This window comes from Lentzea sp. NBC_00516 (assembly GCF_036346835.1).
GTDB lineage: Bacteria > Actinomycetota > Actinomycetes > Mycobacteriales > Pseudonocardiaceae > Lentzea > Lentzea sokolovensis.
The window spans coordinates 5,336,571-5,360,868 of the sequence record NZ_CP107840.1 but is presented as its reverse complement, the minus strand read 5'-3'; the positions used below and the strand labels follow the sequence as shown (position 1 = coordinate 5,360,868).

Here is a 24,298-nt window from a genome sequence, read left to right as displayed (position 1 = left end):
GGCTGGCTAGACGTCCGGTTGCCGGATGAGTGAGTACTGCAGGCTTGCCTGCGTGGAAAGGTCATCGGGGGGCTGGGTGAACAGATCGGTACGCTGTTGGGTCCTGAGAGAACACGCTTTTGTGTGTCTTTCGGTGATCGGCTCTCTGCCGCGGATGAACCACCTAGTCATTGGACTTGGTCGGCGTTCGCAGTAGTGCGGAGAGATCTGATTGTTCTTTGAGAACTGCACAGTGGATGCGAGCATCTTTGTAGCAAGTTAGTAAGGGCATACGGTGGATGTCTTGGCACCAGGAGCCGATGAAGGACGTAGGAGACTGCGAAAAGTCTAGGGGAGCTGTCAACCGAGCTGAGATCCTAGAATTTCCGAATGGGGAAACCCGGACCCAGTCATGTGGGTTCACCCATACCTGAACACATAGGGTATGTGGAGGGAACGCGGGGAAGTGAAACATCTCAGTACCCGCAGGAAGAGAAAACAACCGTGATTCCGTGAGTAGTGGCGAGCGAAAGCGGATGAGGCTAAACCGTATTCGTGTGATACCCGGCAGGGGTTGCGTGTACGGGGTCGTGGGACCTCTTGGTCAGTTCTGCCGAACTGGCAAACAGTCAGAAAACGTGTGGTTAGAGGAATACGTCTGGAAAGCGTGAGCGTAGAGGGTGAAACTCCCGTACTCGAAAACCTATCGTCTGTTTAGAGTGTTCCCAAGTAGCAGCGTACTCGTGAAATTCGCTGTGAATCTGGCGGGACCACCCGCTAAGCCTAAATACTCCCTGGTGACCGATAGCGGACTAGTACCGTGAGGGAAAGATGAAAAGTACCCCGGGAGGGGAGTGAAATAGTACCTGAAACCGTGTGCCTACAATCCGTCGGAGCCTTTAGGGGTGACGGCGTGCCTTTTGAAGAATGAGCCTGCGAGTTAGTGCTACGTGGCGAGGTTAACCCGTGTGGGGTAGCCGTAGCGAAAGCGAGTCTGAATAGGGCGCTTGAGTCGCGTGGTCTAGACCCGAAGCGGTGTGATCTAGCCATGGCCAGGGTGAAGCGCGGGTAAGACCGCGTGGAGGCCCGAACCCACCAGGGTTGAAAACCTGGGGGATGAGCTGTGGTTAGGGGTGAAAGGCCAATCAAACACCGTGATAGCTGGTTCTCCCCGAAATGCATTTAGGTGCAGCGTCGTGTGTTTCACCACGGGGGTAGAGCACTGGATGGTCTAGGGGGCCTACAAGCTTACCGAAATCAACCAAACTCCGAATACCGTGGTGTGAGAGCGCGGCAGTGAGACTGCGGGCGATAAGGTTCGTAGTCGAGAGGGAAACAGCCCAGAACGCCAGCTAAGGTCCCTAAGTGTGTGCTAAGTGGGAAAGGATGTGGGGTCGCACAGACAGCCAGGAGGTTGGCTTAGAAGCAGCCACCCTTTAAAGAGTGCGTAATAGCTCACTGGTCAAGTGGTCCTGCGCCGACAATGTAGCGGGGCTTAAGCACACCACCGAAGCTGTGTCATTTCGAGTTTACTCGGGATGGGTAGGGGAGCGTCGTGTAGCGGTTGAAGCGGCGGAGTAATCCAGCCGTGGACGCTATGCGAGTGAGAATGCAGGCATGAGTAGCGAAAGACGAGTGAGAAACTCGTCCGCCGGATGACCAAGGGTTCCTGGGCCAGGCTAATCCGCCCAGGGTAAGTCGGGACCTAAGGCGAGGCCGACAGGCGTAGTCGATGGACAACGGGTTGATATTCCCGTACCCGTGTGAACGCGCCCATGATGAACCTTGTGATACTAACCGCCCAAAGCACCTCCTGAAAGCCTTCGGGCCGATGGGGACTGTGGAGCGCGGGAACTGAACTTGTAGTAGTCAAGCGATGGGGTGACGCAGGAGGGTAGCTCCGCCAGTGAGTGGTAGTACTGGTGCAAGCGTGTAGGCCGAACTGTAGGCAAATCCGCAGTTCACATAGGCTGAGACGTGATGCGTAGCCGATTGAGGCGAAGTAGAGTGATCCCATGCTGCCGAGAAAAGCCTCTAGCGAGCTTTCACGCGGCCCGTACCCCAAACCGACACAGGTGGTCAGGTAGAGAATACCAAGGCGATCGGGCGAACTGTGGTTAAGGAACTCGGCAAAATGCCCCCGTAACTTCGGGAGAAGGGGGGCCGTAGCGCTTGAAGCCTCTTGCAGGCTAGGGCGAGACGGCCGCAGAGACCAGCGAGAAGCGACTGTTTACTAAAAACACAGGTCCATGCGAAGTCGCAAGACGATGTATATGGACTGACGCCTGCCCGGTGCTGGAACGTTAAGGGGACCGGTTAGTCCTTCGGGGCGAAGCTGAGAACTTAAGCGCCAGTAAACGGCGGTGGTAACTATAACCATCCTAAGGTAGCGAAATTCCTTGTCGGGTAAGTTCCGACCTGCACGAATGGCGTAACGACTTCTCGACTGTCTCAACCGCAGGCCCGGCGAAATTGCATTACGAGTAAAGATGCTCGTTACGCGCGGCAGGACGGAAAGACCCCGGGACCTTTACTATAGCTTGGTATTGGTGTTCGATTCGGCTTGTGTAGGATAGGTGGGAGACTGTGAAGCGCTGACGCCAGTCAGTGTGGAGTCAACGTTGAAATACCACTCTGGTCGTATTGGATGTCTAACCTCGGTCCGTGATCCGGATCAGGGACAGTGCCTGGTGGGTAGTTTAACTGGGGCGGTTGCCTCCCAAAGAGTAACGGAGGCGCTCAAAGGTTCCCTCAGCCTGGTTGGCAATCAGGTGTTGAGTGCAAGTGCACAAGGGAGCTTGACTGTGAGACTGACGGGTCGAGCAGGGACGAAAGTCGGAACTAGTGATCCGGCCATGGCTTGTGGAAGCGTGGTCGCTCAACGGATAAAAGGTACCCCGGGGATAACAGGCTGATCTTCCCCAAGAGTCCATATCGACGGGATGGTTTGGCACCTCGATGTCGGCTCGTCGCATCCTGGGGCTGGAGTAGGTCCCAAGGGTTGGGCTGTTCGCCCATTAAAGCGGTACGCGAGCTGGGTTTAGAACGTCGTGAGACAGTTCGGTCCCTATCCGCCGCGCGCGTAGGATACTTGAGGAAGGCTGTCCCTAGTACGAGAGGACCGGGACGGACGGACCGCTGGTGTGCCAGTTGTTCTGCCAAGAGCATTGCTGGTTGGCTACGTTCGGAAGGGATAACCGCTGAAGGCATCTAAGCGGGAAGCTCGTTCCAAGATGAGGTATCCCACCCTTCGTGGGTTAAGGCCCCCAGCTAGACCACTGGGTTGATAGGCCAGAGGTGGAAGACCGGTAACGGTTGGAGCTGACTGGTACTAATAGGCCGAGGACTTGTTACAAAGACGCTACGCATCCACTGTGCGGTTCTGGAAGAACAACCAGAACCGATCGAACCCGCTACGGGCCTTCTGGGGTCTGTTGGATCGGGGTTCTAGGTTGAATTCCATAGTGTTTCGGTGGTTATAGCGTTGGGGAAACACCCGGTCCCATTCCGAACCCGGTAGTTAAGCCCTTCTGCGCCGATGGTACTGCACTGGTTACGGTGTGGGAGAGTAGGTCGCCGCCGAACTTAATTTGCCCTGCGGGTCGAGCGCCATTGAGCGCTCCCCGCAGGGCTTTTTCATGTTCTAGAACAATCTGTTCGCCAGCTCCGCGACCGCCGGCGCATCGCAGTCGCGCAGCAGGTCCCGCAGGCTCGCCGCGGGTCGGCGGTCCGAGTAGGCGAAACCCAGCCTGGCGATCGTCGCGCCCCACTGGACGTCGTCCTCGACCGCGTCGGCCAGTTCCTGCCAGGCACCGCGCGTCCGGTGCAGATACGCTGGCCAGCGCGTGGCGATCTCTGCGACGGCGACCAGGTGGCCGGCTTCCTCAGCGTCCACTGTGCCGAGCATTCGCAGGTAGAACTGCCAGACGTTGAGCAGCCGTTTCTCCTCCCGCACCGACTGCTCAGGCTGAGCTCTGAGCCGTCGGCGCAGATGTTCCCGGACCTCTGGGTGCTGCTCGATCGCGACGACGGACTTCCCCATCCTGCTGAGGGCCGCGATCTCGGACATCGAGAACAAGATCCGCTCAGGCTCGGCCTCGGCCGGGGTGGTCTCGTCTTCGCGATGCACCGGGCCGAGTTGGGACAACAGCACCTGGTCGACGTTGTGCGTCGTGGCCCGAGGCAGCCTCACCGGGAGTTGGACCAGCTTGCGCAGGAACGTCCACCCAGGACTCGGATCGTCGGGATGCGTCACGATCTTCGCGTCGGCGAGCTCCTTGTAGGCGTAGTCGACGTGGGCGGCGACGACCGTGGTGTCGAGCCCCAGCACGAACCTCGTGGCCGGGAAGTCGTCCGACAGGAACACGTTGATCGCCTCGAACACCTGCGCCGTCGTGCGGGGTGTGCAGCGGTCGAGATCGTCGATCAACAGGATCAGCTCGTGATGACTGGCAGCCAGGTCCTTCACCAACGCCTCGACGTCGTGCTGCACGAGGTAGAGGTAACCGGCGCGGGCGTTGTAGTAGGGATCACGGATCAGCGGATCTGTTGTGGTGCCTGCGAAAGCGTTGCTCGCCACGGGGCCGGCGAACAGCTCACCCGGCAGGAACGCCGAGGCCCTGGCGAACAGGTATCGCCATCCCGTGTGCAGCACCCCGGTGGACGCGAGGCCCGCGGTCACCCACCACGCCCAGCCGAACTTCAGGTTGGTGAGGGCGTTGAGCACCGACAGCCCGAACCCCAGGGCCGCCAGCGACAGGAAAGGCGAGAGGGTGCGCCGCCACAGCTGACGCTGGAGGTGCCGGCGGTCGACGCGGCCGGCGTTGCGGGTGAACCAGTACCGCTCGCGGGCGTTCTGATGCGGCATGATCACCGACTCGGCGGCCTCCGTCACGGCCTTTGCGAGTCCTGCCCACACCTGTTCGCTCGACTGGTGCCGCCACGGGTTGAACGACACGAGGACAGGCCTGGACTCCGGCAGGGATTTCGAGGGCTTCGGCTTCTTCCTGGTGTGCGGATGCCACAGCAGGAGGTCCGCGCCGAACACGGTGAGCCTGCGCCCCTTCGGAATCCGCAGCGGCGGTGGGGACAGCTTGCGTTTGACGAGCTCCAGCAGTGTGCTCTTACCCGAACCCCACGCGCCTTCGACCGTGATGATGGTCGGTGCGTCCACACCTCTCGGCCGGAGCATGTCCCTGAGCGCTTCCACCAGTGCGCCGCGGCCGAGCAGGTCCTGCTGTGCCACCCGGTCGCTGAACCCGTGGGTCGACACCAGGCCGGTCAGCGGGCCCCATGGCAGCCGTGGGTTCCACACGCGCAGCTTTCCGGTACGGCCGCCCGACGCGATACGTGGCCGGCCGTCCGGTCCCGTGAACACGAGCAGCGCGGAGACCCTGCACGGCGCACTCTGGCTCACGAGCTCGCCGGTGCGCGGGTTCCAGATCCGGATCGAGCCGCCCTCGCTCCCCGACAGCAGCATCGGCGCACCTGGAGTGAGGAACAGGCTCAACGTGGTGACAGGCGTGCCGTGCCCGATCAGCCGACGGGACAGACCGGAACTGGAGGTCACCAGGATGTCCGGGCCGTCGGCGTTGATCCGGAAGTCCTCTGTGGTCAGAGAGCGTTGTGGCCTGGGTGGTCTCTCCATGAGGGAGTCGGGTATCTCGAGAACGAGTTCACCGGTGGCCAAGTCGAACGTTTGCGCCCGTTGCTCCTCGAAGTACACCGAAATCTCTTGGTCGGCTGTGTCGTCGTCGCCTCCCGAGAGGCCGGTGATGGGTGATTTGAGCTCGATCGTGCGTTCGAGTTCCATCCGCTGCGGCTCGGCTGAGGTCACGCCTGCAAGGTCGGGAAAGGGACGAGTTTCGTTTCCGGCAGGTTTCTGTCCGGTCGGACTAGTGCGAAATCGGCCTGAACAGGGTGAAGATGTGGACCATGGAACGCCGAGCCCGCACCTCAGGACTGCGCAGCAGCCGCACGGTCACCACGCCGAGGCTCGGTGAGCTGTTCAACGGCTATCTGAATCCGGAACGGCCGCACGCCGGCGCGTACGACGAGATGTTCTCCACCGACAACGGGGTGCGGAGTGCTTACCGCGCGCTGTACGAGTCGGTGGCTCCGTCGCAGGTCAACGAGCTGAATGCGCGCTCTGAAGCGTTGGGGCGGGCCTTTGTCGACCAAGGGATCACGTTCTCGCTGAGCGGTCAGGAACGGCCGTTTCCGCTTGATCTGATTCCTCGGATCATCACCGCGAGTGAGTGGTCGAAGCTCGAAAAAGGCATCGTTCAACGGGTGCGGGCGATGGAGATGTTCCTCGCGGACATCTACGGCGACGCGCAGATCGTTCGGGACGGAGTGTTGCCTCGACGTCTCATTACGAGCTGCGAGCACTTCCATCGGGAGGCCGCCGGCATCAGTCCGCCCAACGGGGTGCGCATCCACGTGTCGGGTGTGGACCTGGTGCGGGACGAGCAGGGGACGTTCCGGGTTCTTGAAGACAATCTGCGCTGTCCTAGTGGCGTTTCCTACGTCATGGAGAACCGGCGGACGATGGCGCGGGTGTTTCCCGATCTGTTCGCACGGCATCGCGTGCGCGCCGTGGGTGATTACGCGGTGCATCTGCTGAGGGCACTCCGCAACGCTGCCGCGCCTAACGCGGCGGATCCAAACGTTGTTGTGCTGACGCCGGGTCTCGGCAACAGCGCGTACTTCGAGCACTCGCTGCTCGCGCGGCAGATGGGTGTGGAGTTGGTCGAGGGGCGGGATCTGTTCTGCCGCGACAACTTCGTTTACCTCCGGACGACCGAGGGGGAGCGCCAGGTCGACGTCGTCTATCGGCGCATCGACGACGACTTCCTCGATCCCGTGCACTTCCGGCCGGACTCGGTGCTGGGCATCGCCGGGCTGTTGAACGCGGCACGGGCGGGCAACGTCGTCGTGGCCAACGCGGTGGGCAACGGGGTGGCGGACGACAAGCTCGTCTACACGTACATGCCGGAGATCGTGCAGTACTACCTCCACGAGAAGCCGTTGCTGCCGAACGTCGACACGTTCCGGTGCTGGCTGTCCGAGGAGCGGGCGCACGTGTTCGACTGCCTCGACGAGCTCGTCGTGAAGCCCGTCGAGGGGTCTGGCGGGTACGGGATCGTGTTCGGGCCGGACGCGACGGTCCGGGAGCTGAACTCGCTGCGGAAGCGGATCAAGAGCAACCCTCGCGGGTGGATCGCGCAGCCCGTGGTGCAGCTGAGCACCGTGCCGACCAAGATCGGGGACAGGCTGGCTCCGCGGCACGTCGACCTGCGGCCGTTCGCGGTGAACGACGGCAACTTCATCTTCGTGCTGCCCGGCGGGCTCACTCGCGTGGCGTTGCCGGAGGGGAGTCTCATCGTGAACTCCTCGCAGGGCGGCGGGTCCAAGGACACCTGGGTGCTGGCGGCGAAGTCGTCGAACCAGGAACGGGAGCTCGCGGAGCCCGGGCTGGCCGGGCCGGGCGAGATGGAGGCCGCTGCCGCCGAGCAGGGGCCTGAGCTGTCCACTTCCCAGCAACAGCAACAACAGCAGCAGTAAGGAGGCGCGCGAAATGCTGGCACGCAACGCGGAGTCGCTGTACTGGATCGGCCGTTACGTTGAACGGGCCGACGACACGGCGCGCATTCTGGACGTCTCGGTCCACCAGCTGCTGGAGGACGCGACCGTCGACCCTGACGCGACGTCGCGGCAGTTGCTGACGGTTCTGGGCATCAAGCCGCCGCCCGGGGCCGACCAGTTCGACGTGTGGTCGCTCACGGAACTGGTGGCCTACAACAAGGACAACCCCAGTTCCATCGTGTCGTCGGTCAACAGCGCGCGCGAGAACACACGTGGTGCTCGTGAGGTCGTGTCGACCGAAATGTGGGAGTGCCTCAACGCGATGTGGAACGCCGTCGCGGAACGGCAGACCTACGCGCGCACGATGGGACCGCACGCGTTCTTCAGCTTTGTCGAGGAACGGGCGGCGATGTTCGCGGGCCTGGCCGACTCCACGATGTCACGGGACGATGGCTGGCGGTTCCTCGTGCTGGGACGGTCTGTCGAACGCGTCGACATGATCGTGCGGCTGCTGTTGGCTCGTGTGGGAGACAAGGCGTCTTCTCCTGGTTGGGTCACGGTTTTGCGGTCGGCCGGTGCGCACGACACGTACCTGAGGACGTACCGCGGCGCGTTGGACGCGTCGAGAGTGGTGCAGTTCCTGTTGCTGGACAGGCTGTTCCCGCGGTCGGTGTTCCACGCGCTGAGGCAGGCCGAGGCCTGTTTGGAGCAGCTGGAGAACCAGCCGTCGGTGCGCGTGGGGGCGCGGGCGGAGGCGCTCCGGTTGCTGGGCCAGGCTCGCAGTGAGCTGGAGTTCCTGCGGCCGCACGATCTGCTGGACGACCTGCCGAAGCGGCTGGCGGCGTTGCAGAAGACGGTTCGTGATGTCGGTGAAGCCGTGTCGCAGCAGTACTTCCACGTGGCGCAGTGGGTTGCCTGGACGAACACCGAGGTGGGCTGACCATGAGCTGGCGAGTACGTGTCGTGCACACGACGGGTTACCAGTACGACGCACCCGTCGTGCAGTCGTACAACGAGGCGCGACTGACACCGCGTGGTGACCGCCGACAGAACGTGGTCGTCTCACGCGTCGAGACCACCCCTGCGACCCGTGCGTACCGGTACACGGACTACTGGGGCACGGAGGTCACGTCGTTCGACCTCCACGCACCGCACAAGGAACTGCAGGTCGTCGCGTCATCGGTCGTCGAGACGAGCGCGGAGATCGAACCGGTGACCACGGGCACGTGGGGCGACGTGCGCGCGGAGAACATCGTTGACCGCTACACGGAGTTCCTCGAGCCCACGCGCTACACGCCGCGCAACCGCGACCTGCTGGCCGTGGCACGCGACCTGAAGAAGGGGCAGTCGCCCTCGGGTGCGGTGCTCGCGGCGTCGCAGTGGGTGTGGGAGCAGTTGACGTACCAGCCAGGGTCGACCGGCGTGCACAGCTCGGCCGTCGACGCGTGGCAGGAGAAGAAGGGCGTCTGCCAGGACTTCGCGCATCTGACGTTGGTGTTGTTGCGCGGCATGGGGATTCCGGCGCGCTATGTGTCCGGATACCTGCACACGAAGAAGGACGGCGCGCTGCGAGAGACGGTGCGCGGCGAGTCGCACGCGTGGATCGAGGCTTGGACCGGCGGATGGTGGGGGTACGACCCCACGAACGCGATGCCGGTCGGGCCTCGGCACGTGTGGGTCGCGCTCGGCCGCGACTACGCGGATGTGGCTCCGTTGAAGGGGATCTACTCGGGTAGCGCGGCGACCGCGTTGGAGGTGACGGTCGACATCACGCGCCTCGCGTAGGACGTTTTCACCCGAACGAGGCTCTATTTTGGAGCAAGGGCAATCCCTAGCGTCGCCCTATGACTGTGATCACATCGACCGCGTGCAGCAGGGCTTTGGGCGACGAACTGCGCCGGCTTCGGGAGACGTGTACCGATCTGGGCGGTGCCCACATGGCCGTGCGATTGGGCTGGCACCCGAGCAAGGTGACCAACATCGAGAAGGGCAAGGCGCGCGCCAGCGAGATCGACCTGGTGCAGTTCCTGACGATGTGCGGCAAGGACATCGACTTCTTCGAGGACTTCCGAAGGCGCTACAAGAACGCCTTCGAGGAGTACGTCGTGCAGGTGCACGAGGATCTGCGAATAGTCGCGTTCGCCGAGTCCACGGCCAAGACGATGACCAGCTACTCCCCGAGGGGTGTGCCGGGGCTGGTTCAGACGTCGGAGTACGCCGATGCCCTGTACAGGCTGGGCGGATTCGTCCCCGAGGAGCGGATCCCGAACCTCGTGCGGTTCCGCATCGAGCGGCAGGCGATCCTGCGACGACATGATCGGCCGACTTGCTTGTTCTACGTCCACGAGTTGGCGCTCCGGCAGACGGTCGGAAACGACCAGATCATGGAGGACCAGTACGCCAAGCTGCTCTTCTCCGCACAGGACATCCGGATCGTGCCCGCGGACGTCGTGGTGCCGTCGTCAGGCTGCGTCTTGTGGTCGTATGAGAAGTCGACGTCAGCGGTCTACTGCGAGGCCGATCTCGTGAACGTGTTCGTGCAGGATCCGGGCGCCATCGCGCGGACCAGGCTCCTCTTCGACCATCTGGATCAGGTCGCGTTGGATGCGGGACAATCGCGGACGAAGTTGGCGGAGTACGTCAGCCCACCGCGAGAGGAATTCGATGGCCGGGGACCGCGTCTGGCGTAAGAGCAGCTACAGCGGAGCAACCGAGGGCGGCGAGTGCGTCGAGGTGGCGTTCGGCCACGACGTGCTGGTTCGTGACTCCAAGAACGCCGACGCGGGCACGCTGAGCTTCAGCGCACCCGCGTGGCGTGCGTTCGTTCAGCGCCAGCCGTGACGTTCGCGTAGGGCGTCCACGACCTGGCCGAAGGCGGCGGGTGCCAGCACGGCACCCTCACGCCGGATGTCGTCGTCCGAGTCGAGGGCGAAGACGCGGTCGAGGCGCAGGTAGGAGGGCCTGCCCTCGCGGTCCCAGGCGCCCGCGCCCAGTTCCAGGAAGTCGTCGCGCGGCTCCTTCGACGAGAGCATCAGCGCCACGAGGTCGCTGCCCGCATGGCCCACGACCAGCAGCGGGCGGTCCTTGCCGCGGTTGGCGTCCTCCTCGAAGGGCACCCACGCCCACACGACCTCGCCAGGGTCGGCGTCGCCGTCCATGGTGGGCGCGTAGTCCAGCTTGGCGGCCTGTGCCGCGTCGAAAACCTCACGGACCGCGCCCTTCGCCGGGCGGGGGTCTTCACCGTTCGTCTGCACGGACGCACCCTAGTGGTGCAGGGCACAGCGACCTCTATGGGACCATAAGGGGACACCCGTCCGATTTCCTGTTGAGGACTGCCTTGACCTCGTTCGCCGACACGACCTTCACGCCGCCGGAGCTCATCCGGAACTTCTGCATCATCGCGCACATCGACCACGGCAAGTCGACGCTGGCCGACCGCATGCTGCAGCTCACCGGCGTGGTCGACGCGCGGGCGATGCGGGCGCAGTACCTGGACCGCATGGACATCGAGCGGGAGCGCGGCATCACCATCAAGGCGCAGAACGTGCGCCTGCCGTGGCAGCTCGACGGGCAGGACCACGTCCTGCACATGATCGACACGCCTGGTCACGTCGACTTCACCTACGAGGTGTCCCGCGCACTGGAGGCCTGTGAGGGCGCCGTGCTGCTGGTCGACGCCGCGCAGGGCATCGAGGCGCAGACGCTGGCGAACCTGTACCTGGCGATGGAGAACGACCTCACCATCATCCCGGTGCTGAACAAGATCGACCTGCCCGCCGCGGACCCGGACAAGTACGCGAAGGAGATCGCGCACATCACCGGCTGTGAGCCGGACGAGGTGCTGCGCGTGTCCGCGAAGACCGGTCTCGGCGTCGGCGCGCTGCTCGACGAGGTCGTGAAGAAGGTGCCGGCCCCCGTCGGCAGCGCCGACGCCCCGGCCCGCGCGATGATCTTCGACTCGGTCTACGACACCTACCGCGGCGTCGTCACCTACATCCGCGTCGTCGACGGCAAGATCACGCCGCGCGAGCGCATCAAGATGATGTCGACCGGTGCGACCCACGAGATCCTCGAGGTCGGCATCGTCTCGCCGGAGCCCAAGCCGTCGCAGGGCCTCGGCGTCGGCGAGGTGGGTTACCTGATCACCGGTGTGAAGGACGTGCGCCAGTCCAAGGTCGGCGACACCGTCACGTCGGAGCGCAAGGGCGCCACGGAGCCGCTGGCCGGCTACCGCGAGCCCCGTCCGATGGTCTACTCCGGCCTGTACCCGGTCGACGGCTCGGACTACCCGGAGCTGCGCGAGGCGTTGGACAAGCTCCAGCTCAACGACGCCGCCCTGACCTACGAGCCGGAGACGTCGGCCGCGCTGGGCTTCGGTTTCCGCTGCGGCTTCCTCGGCCTGCTGCACCTCGAGATCACCCGCGACCGCCTCGAGCGCGAGTACGGTCTCGACCTCATCTCCACGGCCCCGAACGTCGTGTACCGCGTGGTGATGGAAGACGGCACGGAGATCGTCGTGACGAACCCGTCCGACTGGCCGGAGGGCAAGCGCGCCGAGGTCTACGAGCCCATCACCAAGTGCACCATCATCGCGCCGTCCGACTACATCGGCCCGATCATGGAGCTCTGCCAGTCCAAGCGCGGCCAGCTCGGCGGCATGGACTACCTGTCGGAGGACCGCGTCGAGCTGCGCTACACGATGCCGCTCGGCGAAATCATCTTCGACTTCTTCGACTCGCTGAAGTCGCGCACCCGCGGCTACGCGTCGCTCGACTACGAAGAGTCCGGCCAGCAGGACGCGGAGCTCGTCAAGGTCGACATCCTGCTGCAGGGTGAGACGGTCGACGCGTTCAGCGCGATCGTGCACAAGGACTACGCCTACGCGTACGGCACGCGCATGGCGACGCGTCTGCGTGAGCTCATCCCCAGGCAGCAGTTCGAGGTGCCGATCCAGGCCGCGATCGGTGCCCGCGTGATCGCCCGCGAGACCATCCGCGCCATCCGCAAGGACGTGCTGGCCAAGTGCTACGGCGGTGACATCACCCGTAAGCGCAAGCTGCTCGAGAAGCAGAAGGAAGGCAAGAAGCGCATGAAGATGGTCGGCCGCGTCGAGGTGCCGCAGGAGGCCTTCGTCGCCGCGCTGTCCACTGATGAGCCGAAGGGCAAGAAGTAGGTTCATTCCGCCGAGAAGAGCCGGATCCGCATGTCGGGTCCGGCTCTTCTCGTATCCGGAAATCCCGCGCGGGTTGGAATAGTGGTGGCCTGGAAAAACCACGTGATCAAATTCGGTTTGGGGCCACACGCCGTTTCTGTCACCCGTTCGGACTCAACCTGCGGCCGTCGGTAACGACCGTTCGGCGGCGTTCGATGAGCGGCGTAGACAGCATCCAGAACTGTTAAGGGAGCACCGCGAAATCGTGCACCGCGGCGAATTTGTCGTGGCGCGATGAATCGCGCCCTGAATTCGTGCCGCGCCGATGGAGGTCAGTCGATGTCTGAATCCGCCACACCCGACGATTACGACTACCTCTCCGATGCGCCACCGGCAACCGATGATGATGAAACGTCGTTCGTCGCGGACGACGAACCGTCAGTTCCAATCGCGCGCCCGAGACCAGTCGCGGAAGTCAGGGAAATCCCGGCACCGGTCTGGCCGCGAACTGAGCCCCCGAACGTCGTCCGGCCACGTCCGGTGACGCCCAGGGCACCGCAGAGGGCTCCGGCGGACGTGCGTCTCGGGCTGTGGGGAGCGCCGCGAGCAGGCAAGACCACCTATCTCAGCGCCCTGCGCATCGCCGCGCAGAAGCCGGTGGGGGGATACAACTGGAGCATCTCCGGATGTGATCCCGCGTCGGTGAAGTTCTTGAAGGAGAGCGTCCAGAGGTTCGTTCGTGACAAGGACTTCCCTCCCGCGACCATCGGTTATCGGCCGTTGTCGTGGCGGTTCCAGGGCGCTCGCCACCACGAAGTCGAAAGCCTGTTCGGGCGGCTGCGCAAGAAGTTGTCGGCGGGCACCTCGCATGAAGTCACCCGCGAGTTCATCGTGGAGATGCAAGATGCCGCCGGTGAGTCGTTCGGGGAAGACGAAGCCGCGCGTCAGAACACGGGTGTGCTTGACCACCTGTTGAACGCCAACGGAATCGTCTACGTGTTCGACCCGATCGGGAACAAGGAGAAGGGCGCCGGCAGCTTCGACTTCTACTACGACACGGTCGACCGGCTCAAGGAAAAGATGCGGGAACTGGACATGCTCGCCGGGAGCAGTCTTCCGCACTTCGTCTCGGTGTGCGTGACCAAGTTCGACCACCCGGACATCTTCGACGCCGCGATGAAGGCCGGAATCATCTACCAGGAGCACGAGGGCGCGATGCCCGTCGTGCCCTCCTCCATCGCCCCGGAGTTCCTGCGCAGTCTGTGTCAGGACGAAGGCTCCCGCTGGGTCTGCGACACCCTTCAGTCGGACTTCCTGCCGGAACGGGTCAAGTACTTCGCCACCTCCTCGGTCGGCTTTCACCTGAACAACGGCAAGTTCAACCTGCGCGACTACTCGAACGTGGCGGAGGACGGGCGGCACTTCCTCAGCGCGGCGGCGCCGATCAACGTCCTCGAACCGATCATCTCGCTGGCCGACCGCGTTCGTGACCAGGAAGGCATGGCGTGAAAGCAGAGCACGCCCTCACTGCGACGTGGGCGATATCGAGCAAAACGCCGGGGAAGACCCAGGGGTACCAGACGAACTGCGCCACCCTGAACAAGAAGGTCGTCGGCCGGCTGGTCATGCAGGCCAACATGATGGGCACACCGCACGGGCAGCGTGACGGCAAGCTGGACGCGTTGCCGTGGCTGACCATCTCCGGTGGCGGTGGAGAGGCGCCCGACATGGTCGCACTCGCCTCGGTCGTGTGGTCGGAGGACCAGGACGGCACCGGGCAGCCGATCACGCCCACCAGGATGGTCTGGCTTCCGTGGAACGACGTCGCGAGCCTCGGGCTCGACCACTTCTCGTTGTGGCAAGGTGTGCGGCAGCTGACCTGGCCGGCGGTGGACGCCGGTCCCGCGGGCGCGGCAGGTCACCGGACCGAGATCGCCGTGCGTCAGCCGGACCAGCGAGATCTCGTCAACGAGATCGTTCGGCGTGACCTGGACTTCGTCTCGGCGATCGCGGCGCATCTGGTCGATGGCAGCCGCGTCGCGATCGTGCTGGACCAGCACGACGAGATGACTCTCCCGCAACGACTGCGGCTGCTGGACGCGGTGCTGGCGCTGCTTCCGTTCGGTGCGCGCAACTGCCTGACCGTCGCGACCTGGGCGAGCTCCCAGTCGGGCCAGAACGCGATGCTGACCTTCTCCGACGACTACCAGTCCGATCAGGTCGGGGTGTTGTGGCGCAGCAAGGAGTTCTCCTCCCCGCCGACCGACCTCGGCAAGGAGTACCTGCAGGAGCTCACCAGGATCCGGGAGGAGGACTACAGCGTCCCGGCGATCGTCGCGCATCTCGCGACCTACACCGACCCGCTCGGCCGCCTCGATGCCGGAGTGATCAGCGTGCTGCGCGAGGTGCGGCTCGTCTCGGTCGTCTACGACGAGGTCCTGCAGGGCCGTGGCTCGGTGGACAAGGTCGGTCAGGCGCTCGAGGAGCACTGCTCGGACCGGCACCTGAAGGTGTTCGCGGACTTCCTGGCTCGGCGCGTGACTTCCTCCGACCGCAAAGACGCGAAGGCGGCGGGGGAGGTCATCGTGGACCGCTGGTGCCCGACGTTCGCGTTGGTGCTCGGTGACCTGTGCCGTGCAGGACAGGGGGCGGCCGTCGAGACGTGCGAGAAGTGGCTCGAACTGAGCCTCGTCGCGGACAAACGGCACAGCGACGCTGCGGCGTCCTTTCTCCGGCACGCGCTGCGGCCTCCTGCCGTCGAGCCGCAGGATCGGGTTCGGGAGGTCCTTGCTGGCCTGACGGTGGAATACCTGGCAAGGACGAAAGATCTCGACCGGCCGACCTATCAGGCTCTGGTCGCGCAGCCGCACGTTCTGATCCGCGTCTTGCGGGTGATTCTGCTGAGCGGGTCGAGCAGTCCGTTGATGCGCCAAGCCGCGTACCTCAGGAAGAAGTTCAGCTCCAACATCAACGCGTTCGTGAGAGCGCTGGAAGCGCATTCTGCTTCCGAGGGACCGACCTGGGTCCAGCCGATCCTGCTCGCCGCAGGGCGAGAAGCGGACCGCATCGCGCCGGAGGACGTCGAGACGCTGGCCGAGTGGGGACCTGCGGCGATGAACTGCTTGGTCACGCTGCTGGCCCACAAGTCCAGCGCGGTGCACAGCATGGAAATCTGCTGGTCAGGTATCTCCCATCTGCTGTCCACTCAGAACTCTCAGAAGGCGCGCGAAGTCGTGGCCGAGTTGATCGGCATGGAGCCGCGCAAGCGCGAGGCCCGGCCGGCCAAGTACGAGGCGCAGGTCGACGCGCTGAGTCTGTTGTGCAAGGGACAGCCGCGGTATGTCGACCTCACCGATACCACGCCGGGAAAGGAGTACGTCGCCGCGTTCCGGTACGCGGTGTCCGGGCCGTGCGGCGAGCTGGTGAGCAAGGGGCTCATCAACTACGTGGAAACGAAGTTCGCCGAGGTGCCCTCCGAGGTCGTGCAACGGCTTGACCGGGACTTCGGCCTCGGCCTGGAACCGCGGTACCTCGACAGGCTGGAGCACATGCTGCTGGGCGGAAGCGTGGCGAAGGTGATGCAACTGGACCTTCCCCAGGCCTGGCAGGAGAACCTGAAAAGGCGCGACCGGCTCAAGTGGTATAGGGCGTTGCGCGAGCTGCAGTCGCTCGTCGTCTCCACCGTCGACGTGCCGGAGGTGTTCGGCCGGGCAACGGATGCGCTGCGCGAGGCCTCCGCGATCGGCGACGTGGTGCGCCTTCTGCACGACTACGCCCTCCGATCGGACTCCGTCGCGGTGGACGACCTGTTGCGGCGGCTCCACCAGAAGAACGGGAACGACCGGATGGCCGCCGCGGCGCTGTCCAGGCATCTGTTCAGCGACCAACAGCATCCGTTCGGCGAGTACGTCATGAACAAGCGCGACTGGTACCAGTGGCTCGAACGCGAGGGGCGGAGATGAACCGGTTTTCGATGGCTGCGGCTGTTCTGCTGATCGCGATGTCGGCCTTGCCCGCGGCAGCCGAGGCCGACCCCACCAGGGCGGAGATCCTCGCCTCGCTCGGGTCTGACAAGGTGCCTGCCGACTACGTGGTGCTCCTCGACACGTCCGGCTCGATGGCGCAGGGAAACCGTTATATCACAGCGGTCCAGGCGCTCGGCGGGCTCTTCGAGGCGTTGCCGGCGGAGGACCGGATCGCGCTCTACACCTTCGACAGCACAACGGATCCGCAGTACCTGGGGCCGAGTCTGCCGCCGGCGGACCTGCTCGGGAAACTGCCTGCCGCTCCGGACCCGTCCGGGTCCACCGACCTCGGCCAGGCGATGTCGGTCGCCTTGCAGGAACTGGGCCGCGACGGTGCCGCACAGGTGGCGAACGTCGTGATCATCACTGACGGCGCGCACGACGCTCCACCGGGTTCGCCGTACGCGGACCAGAAGGCTCCGGCGTGGGAAACCCTTCGGCAGCAGGCGAAGAAGAGGAGCGGGCAGGCGTTGTCGGTCTACGCCGTCCCGCTCGGTGACGGCACTTCCGGCGCGGCGGTGGTCAAGTCGGTCTTCGACGGTGCGATCGTCCTCGCGCCTGCCGACGTGCAGAACCTCCGCGAGTACCTGAACCGTTCCAAGACGAAGGTGACGATGGACAAGGCCCGCACCGTGCTGGGCCAGGACATCGGGAAGTCGCTCGACGCCAAGTGGGACATCAGGCCCGTCGACGGCGGGAACGCCCGCGTGGTGGTCACGCTGACGTCGAAGATGACGAACGTGCCGCTGGAAGTCGGCAACGTGCGCATGGACGCCGGTGCGGCGCGGGTGGACATCGAGCCTCAGCAGCACGTGATCGAGCCGGGAAAGTCCATAGAGGTCAACGGTTCTCTGGTGCAGCAATCGACCGACGACCTGTTCATGCGACGCCCGGTCACGACCGAGACCGCGGTGCAGTTGAGCGCGACGGTGCGGTCGGGGTGGACAGCGTCGCTGAAACCGGAGATCGATCTCGGCGTCGATCGCGACTTCACCACACGGTCCGCGTCCGTGGCTCTCACCCGCACTGTCGGGTCGCCGTTGTTCCTGCCGATCCTCGTGCTCCTCGCGTCCGCACTCGTGGCCTCAGCGCTGTACTTCGGCTTCCGCCGCGGGAGGGCGCTGACCGGTCTGCTGGTCGTGAGCAGCGGCGCCGAGCCCGTCGAGATCGCCCAGTTCGTGCTGAGAGGGCACAGGACTGTGCTGGACGGTGGCGACCTGCCCGGACGGGGCGTTGTGACGCCGGGCGGTAAGTGGTGGGACAGGCGTGGAGCCCATCTGAAGATCTCGTACACGAACGCCCCCGGGACGCGGACGCCGGTCATCGGGCGATGTGGCACCGGCGGTTCGCTGATCCTCGGCGGACTCACCTTCTCGCACTTCAAGAACGGAGACTAGACATGCGCGAACTCGTGCTCGGCGTGATCTTCTACGCGCTCGTTCCTGGAATCCTCGCGTCGATGCTGGTGATGGGCGTCATCATCGCGATGAGAGCCGAGTCCACACACCGCATCTCGGCGTTCGCCGGATGCGGCTTCGGGATCATGATGTTCATCATCTACGTCATGATGTCCGGCGACGCGGAGACGGCCAAGAACACAGGTCTGCCCAGTGTGGACGGTGCGTGGCTGCCCGCGCTGACCGGCCTGTTCATCGGTTTTCTGGTGCTCTGGGGCGTGCAGAGGGCGATCCAGTTGCGGGCCGGCATCCAGGGCCTCATCACGATGTTCCTCACGACTACCAGCTCGATCGCGATCTTCGGCTACTTCTACGACGCTCCGCTGCGCAACTTCACGGTGTTCTTCGCCGCGGGAGCGTTGTCCGGGATGCTCCTGTACTTCGTGTTCCACTCGCGGCGGGTCGTGGAGCTGCTGCGTAAGCCCGCCAGCGCGAGGTGAGCGATGTCCTTGCTGCCCGATCTGCCCGAGAAGATCGTCAAGTACGTGTTCAACCTGGACGCAGGCGAGCACCTCGACCGATACTGCCGGAAGTGTGACGACATCACCGACCAGGTGGCGATCAGCTTCAGCGAGCTGCCGGAGCTGCGGGACAACGAGCTCGAACGGTTTGCCGGTCGCTTACTCGACATCATCCCGCTTGCGCCGGTCTTCGGTGGTAAGCCGACCGCCTGCAGGTGCGGCACCGTGAATCGATGATTCAGCTGTTTGTGCGACTGTTGGGGTCGTGGGGCGTTGCCTAACGTCGGTGGTCATGACCTCTGTTACGAGCCATGAGATCGACGTCCGCCGGTTCCAGAAGTGGGACGTGAACGGCGACGGGATCATCGACCGCAGTGACTACGAGGCCGAGGCGCGGCGGATCGTTGCCGCGTTCGGGGAGAGCCTGAACAGTGGGCGTGGCCGTGCAGTCATGGAGGCGCTGGTGGATCTGCACCGGCGGCAGGCCGAGGCGGCCGGGGTCGGTCCTCGTGGTGCGATGAACCAGCGGGAGTACCTCGCGGCGAACCAAGAGCTGATGTTCGGCCGTGGTGACTCGGGGTTCGACGAGTTGTTGCGGCCGGCCATCTCGGCGATCGCTGATCTGTGCGACACGGACCGCGACGGGCTGGTGAGCAAGGTCGAGCTGCGGCGGTGGCTGGGGTCGGCGGTGGGGTTGAGCGATGCCGACTCGGATGCTGCGTTCGATCGGATCGACCTGGATGGGACCGGGAACCTCACTGTCGACGAGTTGGTGATCGCGGTTCGTGAGTACCACTACGGGCGGTTGGACATCGCCTTGCTGGGCTGAGTCGTGAAAGGGGCCGGATTCGCTTCGGGAGGGTCCGGCCTTTATTTGTCTGACGGTCAGGGCCGGTGTGCGTGCTGCCGTGAACAGCAGCGTTTCAAGCTCATGTGGCCTAGTTGGCTAGGGCGCCGCATTGTCAGTGCGGAGGTCACGGGTTCGAGTCCCGTCGTGAGCGCAATTTTCAGTGTGCGATTTCGATTAGCGCAACTACGCGCTCTTCGTCGCGTGAGTACGGGCTTCCGATGTACTTCTGGGCGATCGCGTCCACGACCTCCCACCCCGCGTCGCCGTCCAGCCACTCCACGACCCGGCCGCGCAGCATGATCGGCTTGAACGGGTTGTCCGGCGCCGTCAGCGAGATCGCCACGCGTGGGTCGCGGCGCAGGTTGCGTGCCTTGCGGGCGCCCGGCCCGGTGGCGATCGCGATGTGGTCGCCGTGCGTGCCGATCCAGACCGGCACGGAGTGAGGCGCGCCGTCGGGCAGCACGGTGGCGAGGTGGGCGATCGGGTTGCCGTCGAGGATCTCGCGGACGTCCGGGTTCATCGCTGCACCTCGTAACGGAGGTGCGTGACGCCGGGGGCCGGGGTGACGTCGATCAGGTTGAGGCGCACGTGGTTCGGCAGGTCCTGGAAGAACGGGCGGCCGGAGCCCAGCAGGATCGGCACCTGGTGCAGCACGACCTCGTCGACCAGACCGGCCTGCAGTGCCGCGTTCAGCACGCCGCCGCCCATCAGGCCGACGTCCTTGCCGTCAGCGAGTTCCCTGGCCTTGGCGATCGCCTCTTCCACGGTCGTGGCCGGGGTTTGGCGTTCGGTGAGGTCCGCCGGGCGGTGGGAGAGCAGGACCAGCCTGGCGGCCGGGTGCGGGCTGCCGCCGCCGAAGCGGTCGGAGTCCTCGTAGGTGTTGCGGCCGGCGATCACGGCACCCACGCGTCCGGCGTGGAAGTCGAAGACGGGGGCGCTGGCCTCGCTCAGCTTGAAGCCGTCGAACACCTCGCTTGCGACCGTGCCGTCGAAGTACCAGTCGAACAGCATGCCTCCATCGCCCAGGCCGTGGCCCGGACGTGGGTCGCGGCCGGTGATGTACCCGTCGACCGACACCGAGTGTGCGCTTATGACCTTGCTCATCCGAGGCTCCCCCTGGGTTCCTTTAAGAGACTCCGTGGACCGTAGCAGGGCAGAGTTCCTTAAGGGAACCCCGGCGCGCTAGAGTCGAACCATGCAGCGGACGAGTTTCAGCGGGATGGCGTGTTCGATCGCGCGCACGCTCGACGTCATCGGGGAGCCGTGGTCGCCGCTGATCCTGCGCGACGTGTGGGTCGGGATGAACCGGTTCGAGCAGCTCCAGTCCGATCTCGGGATCTCCCGCAAGGTGCTGACCGAGCGACTGAATCACCTTGTGGGACAAGGGGTTCTGGAACGCAGGCCGTACGACCAGCGGCCGCGCTACGAGTACGTGCTGACGCAGAAGGGCACGGAACTGCTCGACCTGATCATGGTCATGAGGGGCTGGGGTGACCGGTGGCTGGCGGGCGAGGCGGGGCCGTCGGTGCTCTACCGGCACCACGCGTGCGGGGAGATCGCGAACGTCGAACTGCGGTGCGACCACTGCGGTGAGCCGATGCGCGCGGGCGATGTCGACCTGCTGCCCGGCCCTGGCGTTGCCGGATCAGCAACATAGATTGCCAATCTGGCACGGCGGAGTGCACCTTGGAACCATGACGACCGCACAGGAGTTCTGGGAGACCTTCTACTCGGAGCGGGACCAGGTCTGGTCCGGCAAGCCGAACCCGTTGCTGGTGCGCGAGGCCGAACGGCTCACGCCCGGCAGCGCGCTCGACATCGGGTGCGCGGAAGGTGGTGACGCCGTCTGGCTCGCGAAGAGGGGCTGGCGGGTGCTGGGCGTCGACGTGTCGCAGGTCGCGCTGGACCGGGCGCTGAAGCACGCGTACGACGCCGGCGTCGAGATCTCCGTGGAGCAGCACGATCTCAAGGCCACGTTCCCCGACGGCCTGTACGACCTGGTGAGCGCGCAGTTCCTGCACTCGCCGGTCGAGGAGGACGGGGAGCGCAACAGCATCCTGAAGCGGGCCTCGAAGGCGGTGGCGCCGGGCGGGTACCTCGTCGTCGGCGGGCACGCGGCGGCGCCGTCGTGGTCCGAGCACCAGGACTACTACTTCCCGACGACGAAGGACGTGCTCGACCATCTCGCGCTGAAGGACAACTGGATCATCGTCACCGACGAGGTGGTGGAACGGCCGCTCGTCGGGCCGGACGGCCAGCAGGAGACGCGCAAGGACAACGTCCTGACCCTCAAGAGGTTGTTCTAGAAACGCGAAGGCCACCCTCGGCAACGTTGCCGGGGTGGCCCCAGGGTGACTCGTCAGGCGGACCGCAGAAGGCGGTCCATCGCCTGCCGGTTGATGATCGAACGGAGCTCGCCGGTCTCCTCCGCGCTGTGGCGCGACAGGATGGCGTCCAGTTCGAGACGGTCGCTCTCGGTGGTGTAGCTGGCCAACTGCCGTTCGAGGCTCCGGCGTGAGTACCGAGCTTCACGGCGCGAGGCCAGGCTCGAACGCAGGGACTTCACGGACAGGTCGTGGCGGGTCATCTTGTCCTTCCAATCTTGGTTACGTTTCGATAATACACCCTGTTCAAGCGACCTGTACCGATGAAGAAGCGAGTTAGCTCACGTACTCCGCGAGCAACCCGAGGGCGCGCGCGTACTTGGTCTTCAAACGATCTTGGGTCTCCTCATCCAGGCGGGCCATCCGGGCGGGGGAGAGGTTGTCGCCGATGTCCGCGCGCTTCACGGAGAGTGCCAACGGGTTCGCGGCGACGCGGCGGAGGTAGTCCTCCTGCGGCTCCTCCGGCAGATGCGACAGAGCCACGACGGCGTCGACCACGACCTCAGGACAACCGCGCGCCAGTAGGTCGTCCGCGGTGACCGGGGTGTCCTCGATGACGTCGTGCAGGACGGCGGCCATCTGCTCGTGCTCGCCTGTCATCGACGCCATGACCCGCAACGGGTGCCCGATGTACGGCCGGCCCGACTTGTCGACCTGGCCGTCGTGGGCCGCGGTGGCGATCGTGATGGCGTCTTCGAGGGTGAACACGCCCCTCAAGCTAAACCAGGGCTTGACCAGACGCAGTGGTCTAGTCCATTTTTAGTCCACTCACAACATGGCCGCCGCATGATGTGTGGAGGTGGACCATGTCCAAGACCAGACGAGCAGCTGTAGCGCTGCTCGCCGCGCTGTTCGCGTGCGCCGGTCTGGTGCTGGTGATCAACGGCAGCGCTGCGGCCGCGAACCTCGCGGCCAACAGCGGCTTCGAGGCCGGCAACCTCAGCGGTTGGACCTGCACCGAGGGCACGAGCGTCTCCAACAGCACGAAGCGCACCGGCACGTACGCCCTGCAGGGCGCGCCCGCCGGGCAGAGCAACGCGCGGTGCCAGCAAACCGTTTCGGTGCAACCGAACACGGCCTACAAGCTGTCCGCGTGGGTGCAGGGCAGCTACGTCTACCTCGGCGTCACCGGTGGCGTGGAGAAGAACACCTGGACGCCCGGCACGAGCGGGTTCTCGCAGCTGACCGTGGACTTCACCACCGGCAGCGCCACCAGCGTCACGATCTACCTGCACGGCTGGTACGGCCAGCCCGCGTACTACGCCGACGACGTCAACCTCGACGGCCCCGGCACGCCGCCGACGACCACGAGCACCACGACGTCGACCACCACCACGACGACGACCACGACGACCACCACCACGACCAGCAACCCGCCGAACACCGGTCTGCCGAAGCACGTCCTGACGGGCTACTGGCAGAACTTCTACAACGGTGCGCGCGCTCTGAAGCTGGCGGACGTTCCCACCACCTACGACATCATCGCGGTCTCGTTCGCCGATGCCACGGCGGTGCAGGGCCAGGTCGCGTTCAACCTCGACCCCGGCCTGAGCAGCCAGCTCGGCGGCTACACCGACGCGCAGTTCCGCGCGGACATCAAGACCGTGCAGAACCGCGGCCAGAAGGTGATCATCTCCGTCGGCGGTGAGAAGGGCACGATCAGCGTCGGCAACTCCACGGCGGCGACCAACTTCTCCAACAGCGTCAAGAGCCTGATCTCCACCTACGGCTTCAACGGCGTCGACATCGACCTGGAGAACGGCGTCAACGCCCAGTACATGGGTCAGGCGCTGCGGGCCATCCACGCCGGCGGCGGCACCGTCATCACCATGGCGCCGCAGACGATCGACATGCAGAACGTCGCCTCCGAGTACTTCAAGCTGGCGCTGGCCACCAAGGACATCCTGACCATCGTCAACATGCAGTACTACAACTCCGGCTCGATGCTCGGCTGTGACCAGCAGGTCTACAGCCAGGGCACGGTCAACTTCCTGACCGCGCTCGCGTGCATCCAGTTGCAGAGCGGCCTGCGCGCCGACCAGGTGGGCCTCGGCCTGCCCGCGTCGCCGTCCGGTGCCGGTGGCGGTCACCAGTCGCCGTCCAACGTCAACAACGCGCTCAGCTGTCTCGCCCGCGGCACCAACTGCGGGACGTTCAAGCCGAGCACGACCTGGCCGTCCATCCGCGGCGCCATGACGTGGTCGATCAACTGGGACGCCTCGAACAACTGGCAGTTCGCGAACACCGTTGCCCCTCATCTGGACTCCCTGCCCTAGATGATGGAAGCGTCGGCGCCACGTCCACAGTGGACGTGGCGCCGACGCCCGTTCGGAGCAGTCCTTGCGTCATCAAGGACACAGGGCTTCACCAGGCATTTGCCGGCCGATCCAACTAGGTTGTCTT

The 24,298-nt window shown here is 64.8% G+C and carries 21 protein-coding genes, 1 tRNA gene and 2 rRNA genes; 18 read left to right on the top strand and 6 right to left on the bottom strand.

Annotated elements, in window-relative coordinates; all coding sequences use genetic code 11:
• Positions 1–251: 251 nt before the first annotated feature.
• Together OG205_RS23675 and rrf are read left to right on the top strand one after the other, a co-directional pair.
• Positions 252–3,334, top strand: a 23S ribosomal RNA gene (locus tag OG205_RS23675).
• A 113-nt stretch (positions 3,335–3,447) separates the two neighbouring features.
• Positions 3,448–3,564 (top strand): 5S ribosomal RNA (gene rrf / locus OG205_RS23670).
• A gap of 58 nt (positions 3,565–3,622) precedes the next feature.
• Here the strand turns inward: rrf and OG205_RS23665 are convergent.
• Positions 3,623–5,815: a P-loop NTPase fold protein gene (locus OG205_RS23665; protein WP_330270282.1), complete on the bottom strand. Its 2,193-nt coding sequence runs from the start codon at positions 5,813–5,815 to the stop codon at positions 3,623–3,625.
• Between the two features lie 98 nt (positions 5,816–5,913).
• On the opposite strand from OG205_RS23665, the gene OG205_RS23660 reads away from it, so the two are divergent.
• The 5 genes from OG205_RS23660 to OG205_RS23640 are packed head-to-tail and all read left to right on the top strand — an operon-like array spanning position 5,914 to position 10,407.
• Positions 5,914–7,545, top strand: a complete 1,632-nt coding sequence (locus OG205_RS23660) for a circularly permuted type 2 ATP-grasp protein (RefSeq protein ID WP_330270281.1) — start codon at positions 5,914–5,916, stop codon at positions 7,543–7,545.
• A 13-nt stretch (positions 7,546–7,558) separates the two neighbouring features.
• Positions 7,559–8,506, top strand: coding sequence for an alpha-E domain-containing protein (locus tag OG205_RS23655; protein WP_330270280.1), 948 nt, complete (start codon positions 7,559–7,561; stop codon positions 8,504–8,506).
• Between the two features lie 2 nt (positions 8,507–8,508).
• Positions 8,509–9,351: a transglutaminase family protein gene (locus tag OG205_RS23650; RefSeq protein ID WP_330270279.1), complete on the top strand. Its 843-nt coding sequence runs from the start codon at positions 8,509–8,511 to the stop codon at positions 9,349–9,351.
• 59 nt (positions 9,352–9,410) lie between these two features.
• Entirely contained in the window at positions 9,411–10,256 is an 846-nt protein-coding gene (locus OG205_RS23645) for a helix-turn-helix domain-containing protein (RefSeq protein ID WP_330270278.1), read from the top strand.
• Positions 10,231–10,407, top strand: coding sequence for a DUF397 domain-containing protein (locus OG205_RS23640; RefSeq protein ID WP_266042573.1), 177 nt, complete (start codon positions 10,231–10,233; stop codon positions 10,405–10,407). The genes OG205_RS23645 and OG205_RS23640 overlap by 26 nt, the downstream gene beginning before the upstream one ends.
• Here the strand turns inward: OG205_RS23640 and OG205_RS23635 are convergent.
• The gene (locus OG205_RS23635; RefSeq protein ID WP_330270277.1) at positions 10,392–10,820 is read right to left on the bottom strand and encodes a type II toxin-antitoxin system PemK/MazF family toxin; all 429 of its coding nucleotides are present in this window, start codon (positions 10,818–10,820) and stop codon (positions 10,392–10,394) included. The genes OG205_RS23640 and OG205_RS23635 overlap by 16 nt on opposite strands.
• A gap of 83 nt (positions 10,821–10,903) precedes the next feature.
• Here OG205_RS23635 and lepA point away from each other — a divergent pair, with 83 nt between their 5' ends.
• From lepA to OG205_RS23595, 8 genes are all read left to right on the top strand, one after another.
• Positions 10,904–12,739 carry a translation elongation factor 4 gene (gene lepA / locus OG205_RS23630; protein WP_330278212.1) on the top strand — a complete coding sequence of 612 codons (1,836 nt, stop codon included), beginning with the start codon at positions 10,904–10,906 and terminating at the stop codon, positions 12,737–12,739.
• Between the two features lie 555 nt (positions 12,740–13,294).
• On the top strand, positions 13,295–14,227 hold the full coding sequence (locus OG205_RS23625) for a hypothetical protein (protein ID WP_330270276.1): 933 nt from the start codon (positions 13,295–13,297) through the stop codon (positions 14,225–14,227).
• Positions 14,224–16,680: a hypothetical protein gene (locus OG205_RS23620; RefSeq protein WP_330270275.1), complete on the top strand. Its 2,457-nt coding sequence runs from the start codon at positions 14,224–14,226 to the stop codon at positions 16,678–16,680. Before OG205_RS23625 ends, OG205_RS23620 begins: the two co-directional genes overlap by 4 nt.
• Positions 16,677–18,140 (top strand): vWA domain-containing protein, encoded by a 1,464-nt coding sequence (locus tag OG205_RS23615; protein ID WP_330270274.1) that lies wholly within the window; start codon positions 16,677–16,679, stop codon positions 18,138–18,140. Before OG205_RS23620 ends, OG205_RS23615 begins: the two co-directional genes overlap by 4 nt.
• Positions 18,141–18,142: 2 nt before the next feature.
• Complete coding sequence (locus OG205_RS23610; protein WP_330270273.1) at positions 18,143–18,640, top strand: hypothetical protein; 498 nt, start codon at positions 18,143–18,145, stop codon at positions 18,638–18,640.
• A 9-nt stretch (positions 18,641–18,649) separates the two neighbouring features.
• Positions 18,650–18,898 (top strand): hypothetical protein, encoded by a 249-nt coding sequence (locus OG205_RS23605; RefSeq protein ID WP_330270272.1) that lies wholly within the window; start codon positions 18,650–18,652, stop codon positions 18,896–18,898.
• A gap of 55 nt (positions 18,899–18,953) precedes the next feature.
• Entirely contained in the window at positions 18,954–19,490 is a 537-nt protein-coding gene (locus tag OG205_RS23600) for an EF-hand domain-containing protein (protein WP_330270271.1), read from the top strand.
• Between the two features lie 98 nt (positions 19,491–19,588).
• Positions 19,589–19,662: transfer RNA gene (locus tag OG205_RS23595), tRNA-Asp, on the top strand.
• A 6-nt stretch (positions 19,663–19,668) separates the two neighbouring features.
• Here the strand turns inward: OG205_RS23595 and OG205_RS23590 are convergent.
• Both OG205_RS23590 and OG205_RS23585 read right to left on the bottom strand, forming a co-directional pair.
• On the bottom strand, positions 19,669–20,031 hold the full coding sequence (locus OG205_RS23590) for a PPOX class F420-dependent oxidoreductase (RefSeq protein ID WP_330270270.1): 363 nt from the start codon (positions 20,029–20,031) through the stop codon (positions 19,669–19,671).
• Positions 20,028–20,615 carry a dihydrofolate reductase family protein gene (locus OG205_RS23585; RefSeq protein ID WP_330270269.1) on the bottom strand — a complete coding sequence of 196 codons (588 nt, stop codon included), beginning with the start codon at positions 20,613–20,615 and terminating at the stop codon, positions 20,028–20,030. The genes OG205_RS23590 and OG205_RS23585 overlap by 4 nt, the downstream gene beginning before the upstream one ends.
• Before the next feature lie 91 nt (positions 20,616–20,706).
• Between OG205_RS23585 and OG205_RS23580 the strand changes: the two genes are divergently transcribed.
• Positions 20,707–21,168, top strand: a complete 462-nt coding sequence (locus tag OG205_RS23580) for a winged helix-turn-helix transcriptional regulator (protein ID WP_330270268.1) — start codon at positions 20,707–20,709, stop codon at positions 21,166–21,168.
• Positions 21,169–21,205: 37 nt separating this feature from the next.
• Entirely contained in the window at positions 21,206–21,817 is a 612-nt protein-coding gene (locus tag OG205_RS23575; protein WP_330270267.1) for a class I SAM-dependent methyltransferase, read from the top strand.
• A gap of 53 nt (positions 21,818–21,870) precedes the next feature.
• Here the strand turns inward: OG205_RS23575 and OG205_RS23570 are convergent, their stop codons facing one another.
• On the bottom strand, positions 21,871–22,098 hold the full coding sequence (locus OG205_RS23570) for a hypothetical protein (RefSeq protein WP_093600589.1): 228 nt from the start codon (positions 22,096–22,098) through the stop codon (positions 21,871–21,873).
• A gap of 73 nt (positions 22,099–22,171) precedes the next feature.
• A complete protein-coding gene (locus OG205_RS23565; RefSeq protein WP_330270266.1) occupies positions 22,172–22,603 on the bottom strand; it encodes an HD domain-containing protein in 432 nt (143 codons plus the stop codon).
• 98 nt (positions 22,604–22,701) lie between these two features.
• Here OG205_RS23565 and OG205_RS23560 point away from each other — a divergent pair, with 98 nt between their 5' ends.
• Complete coding sequence (locus OG205_RS23560) at positions 22,702–24,171, top strand: chitinase (protein WP_330270265.1); 1,470 nt, start codon at positions 22,702–22,704, stop codon at positions 24,169–24,171.
• The last annotated feature ends 127 nt before the right edge of the window (positions 24,172–24,298 follow it).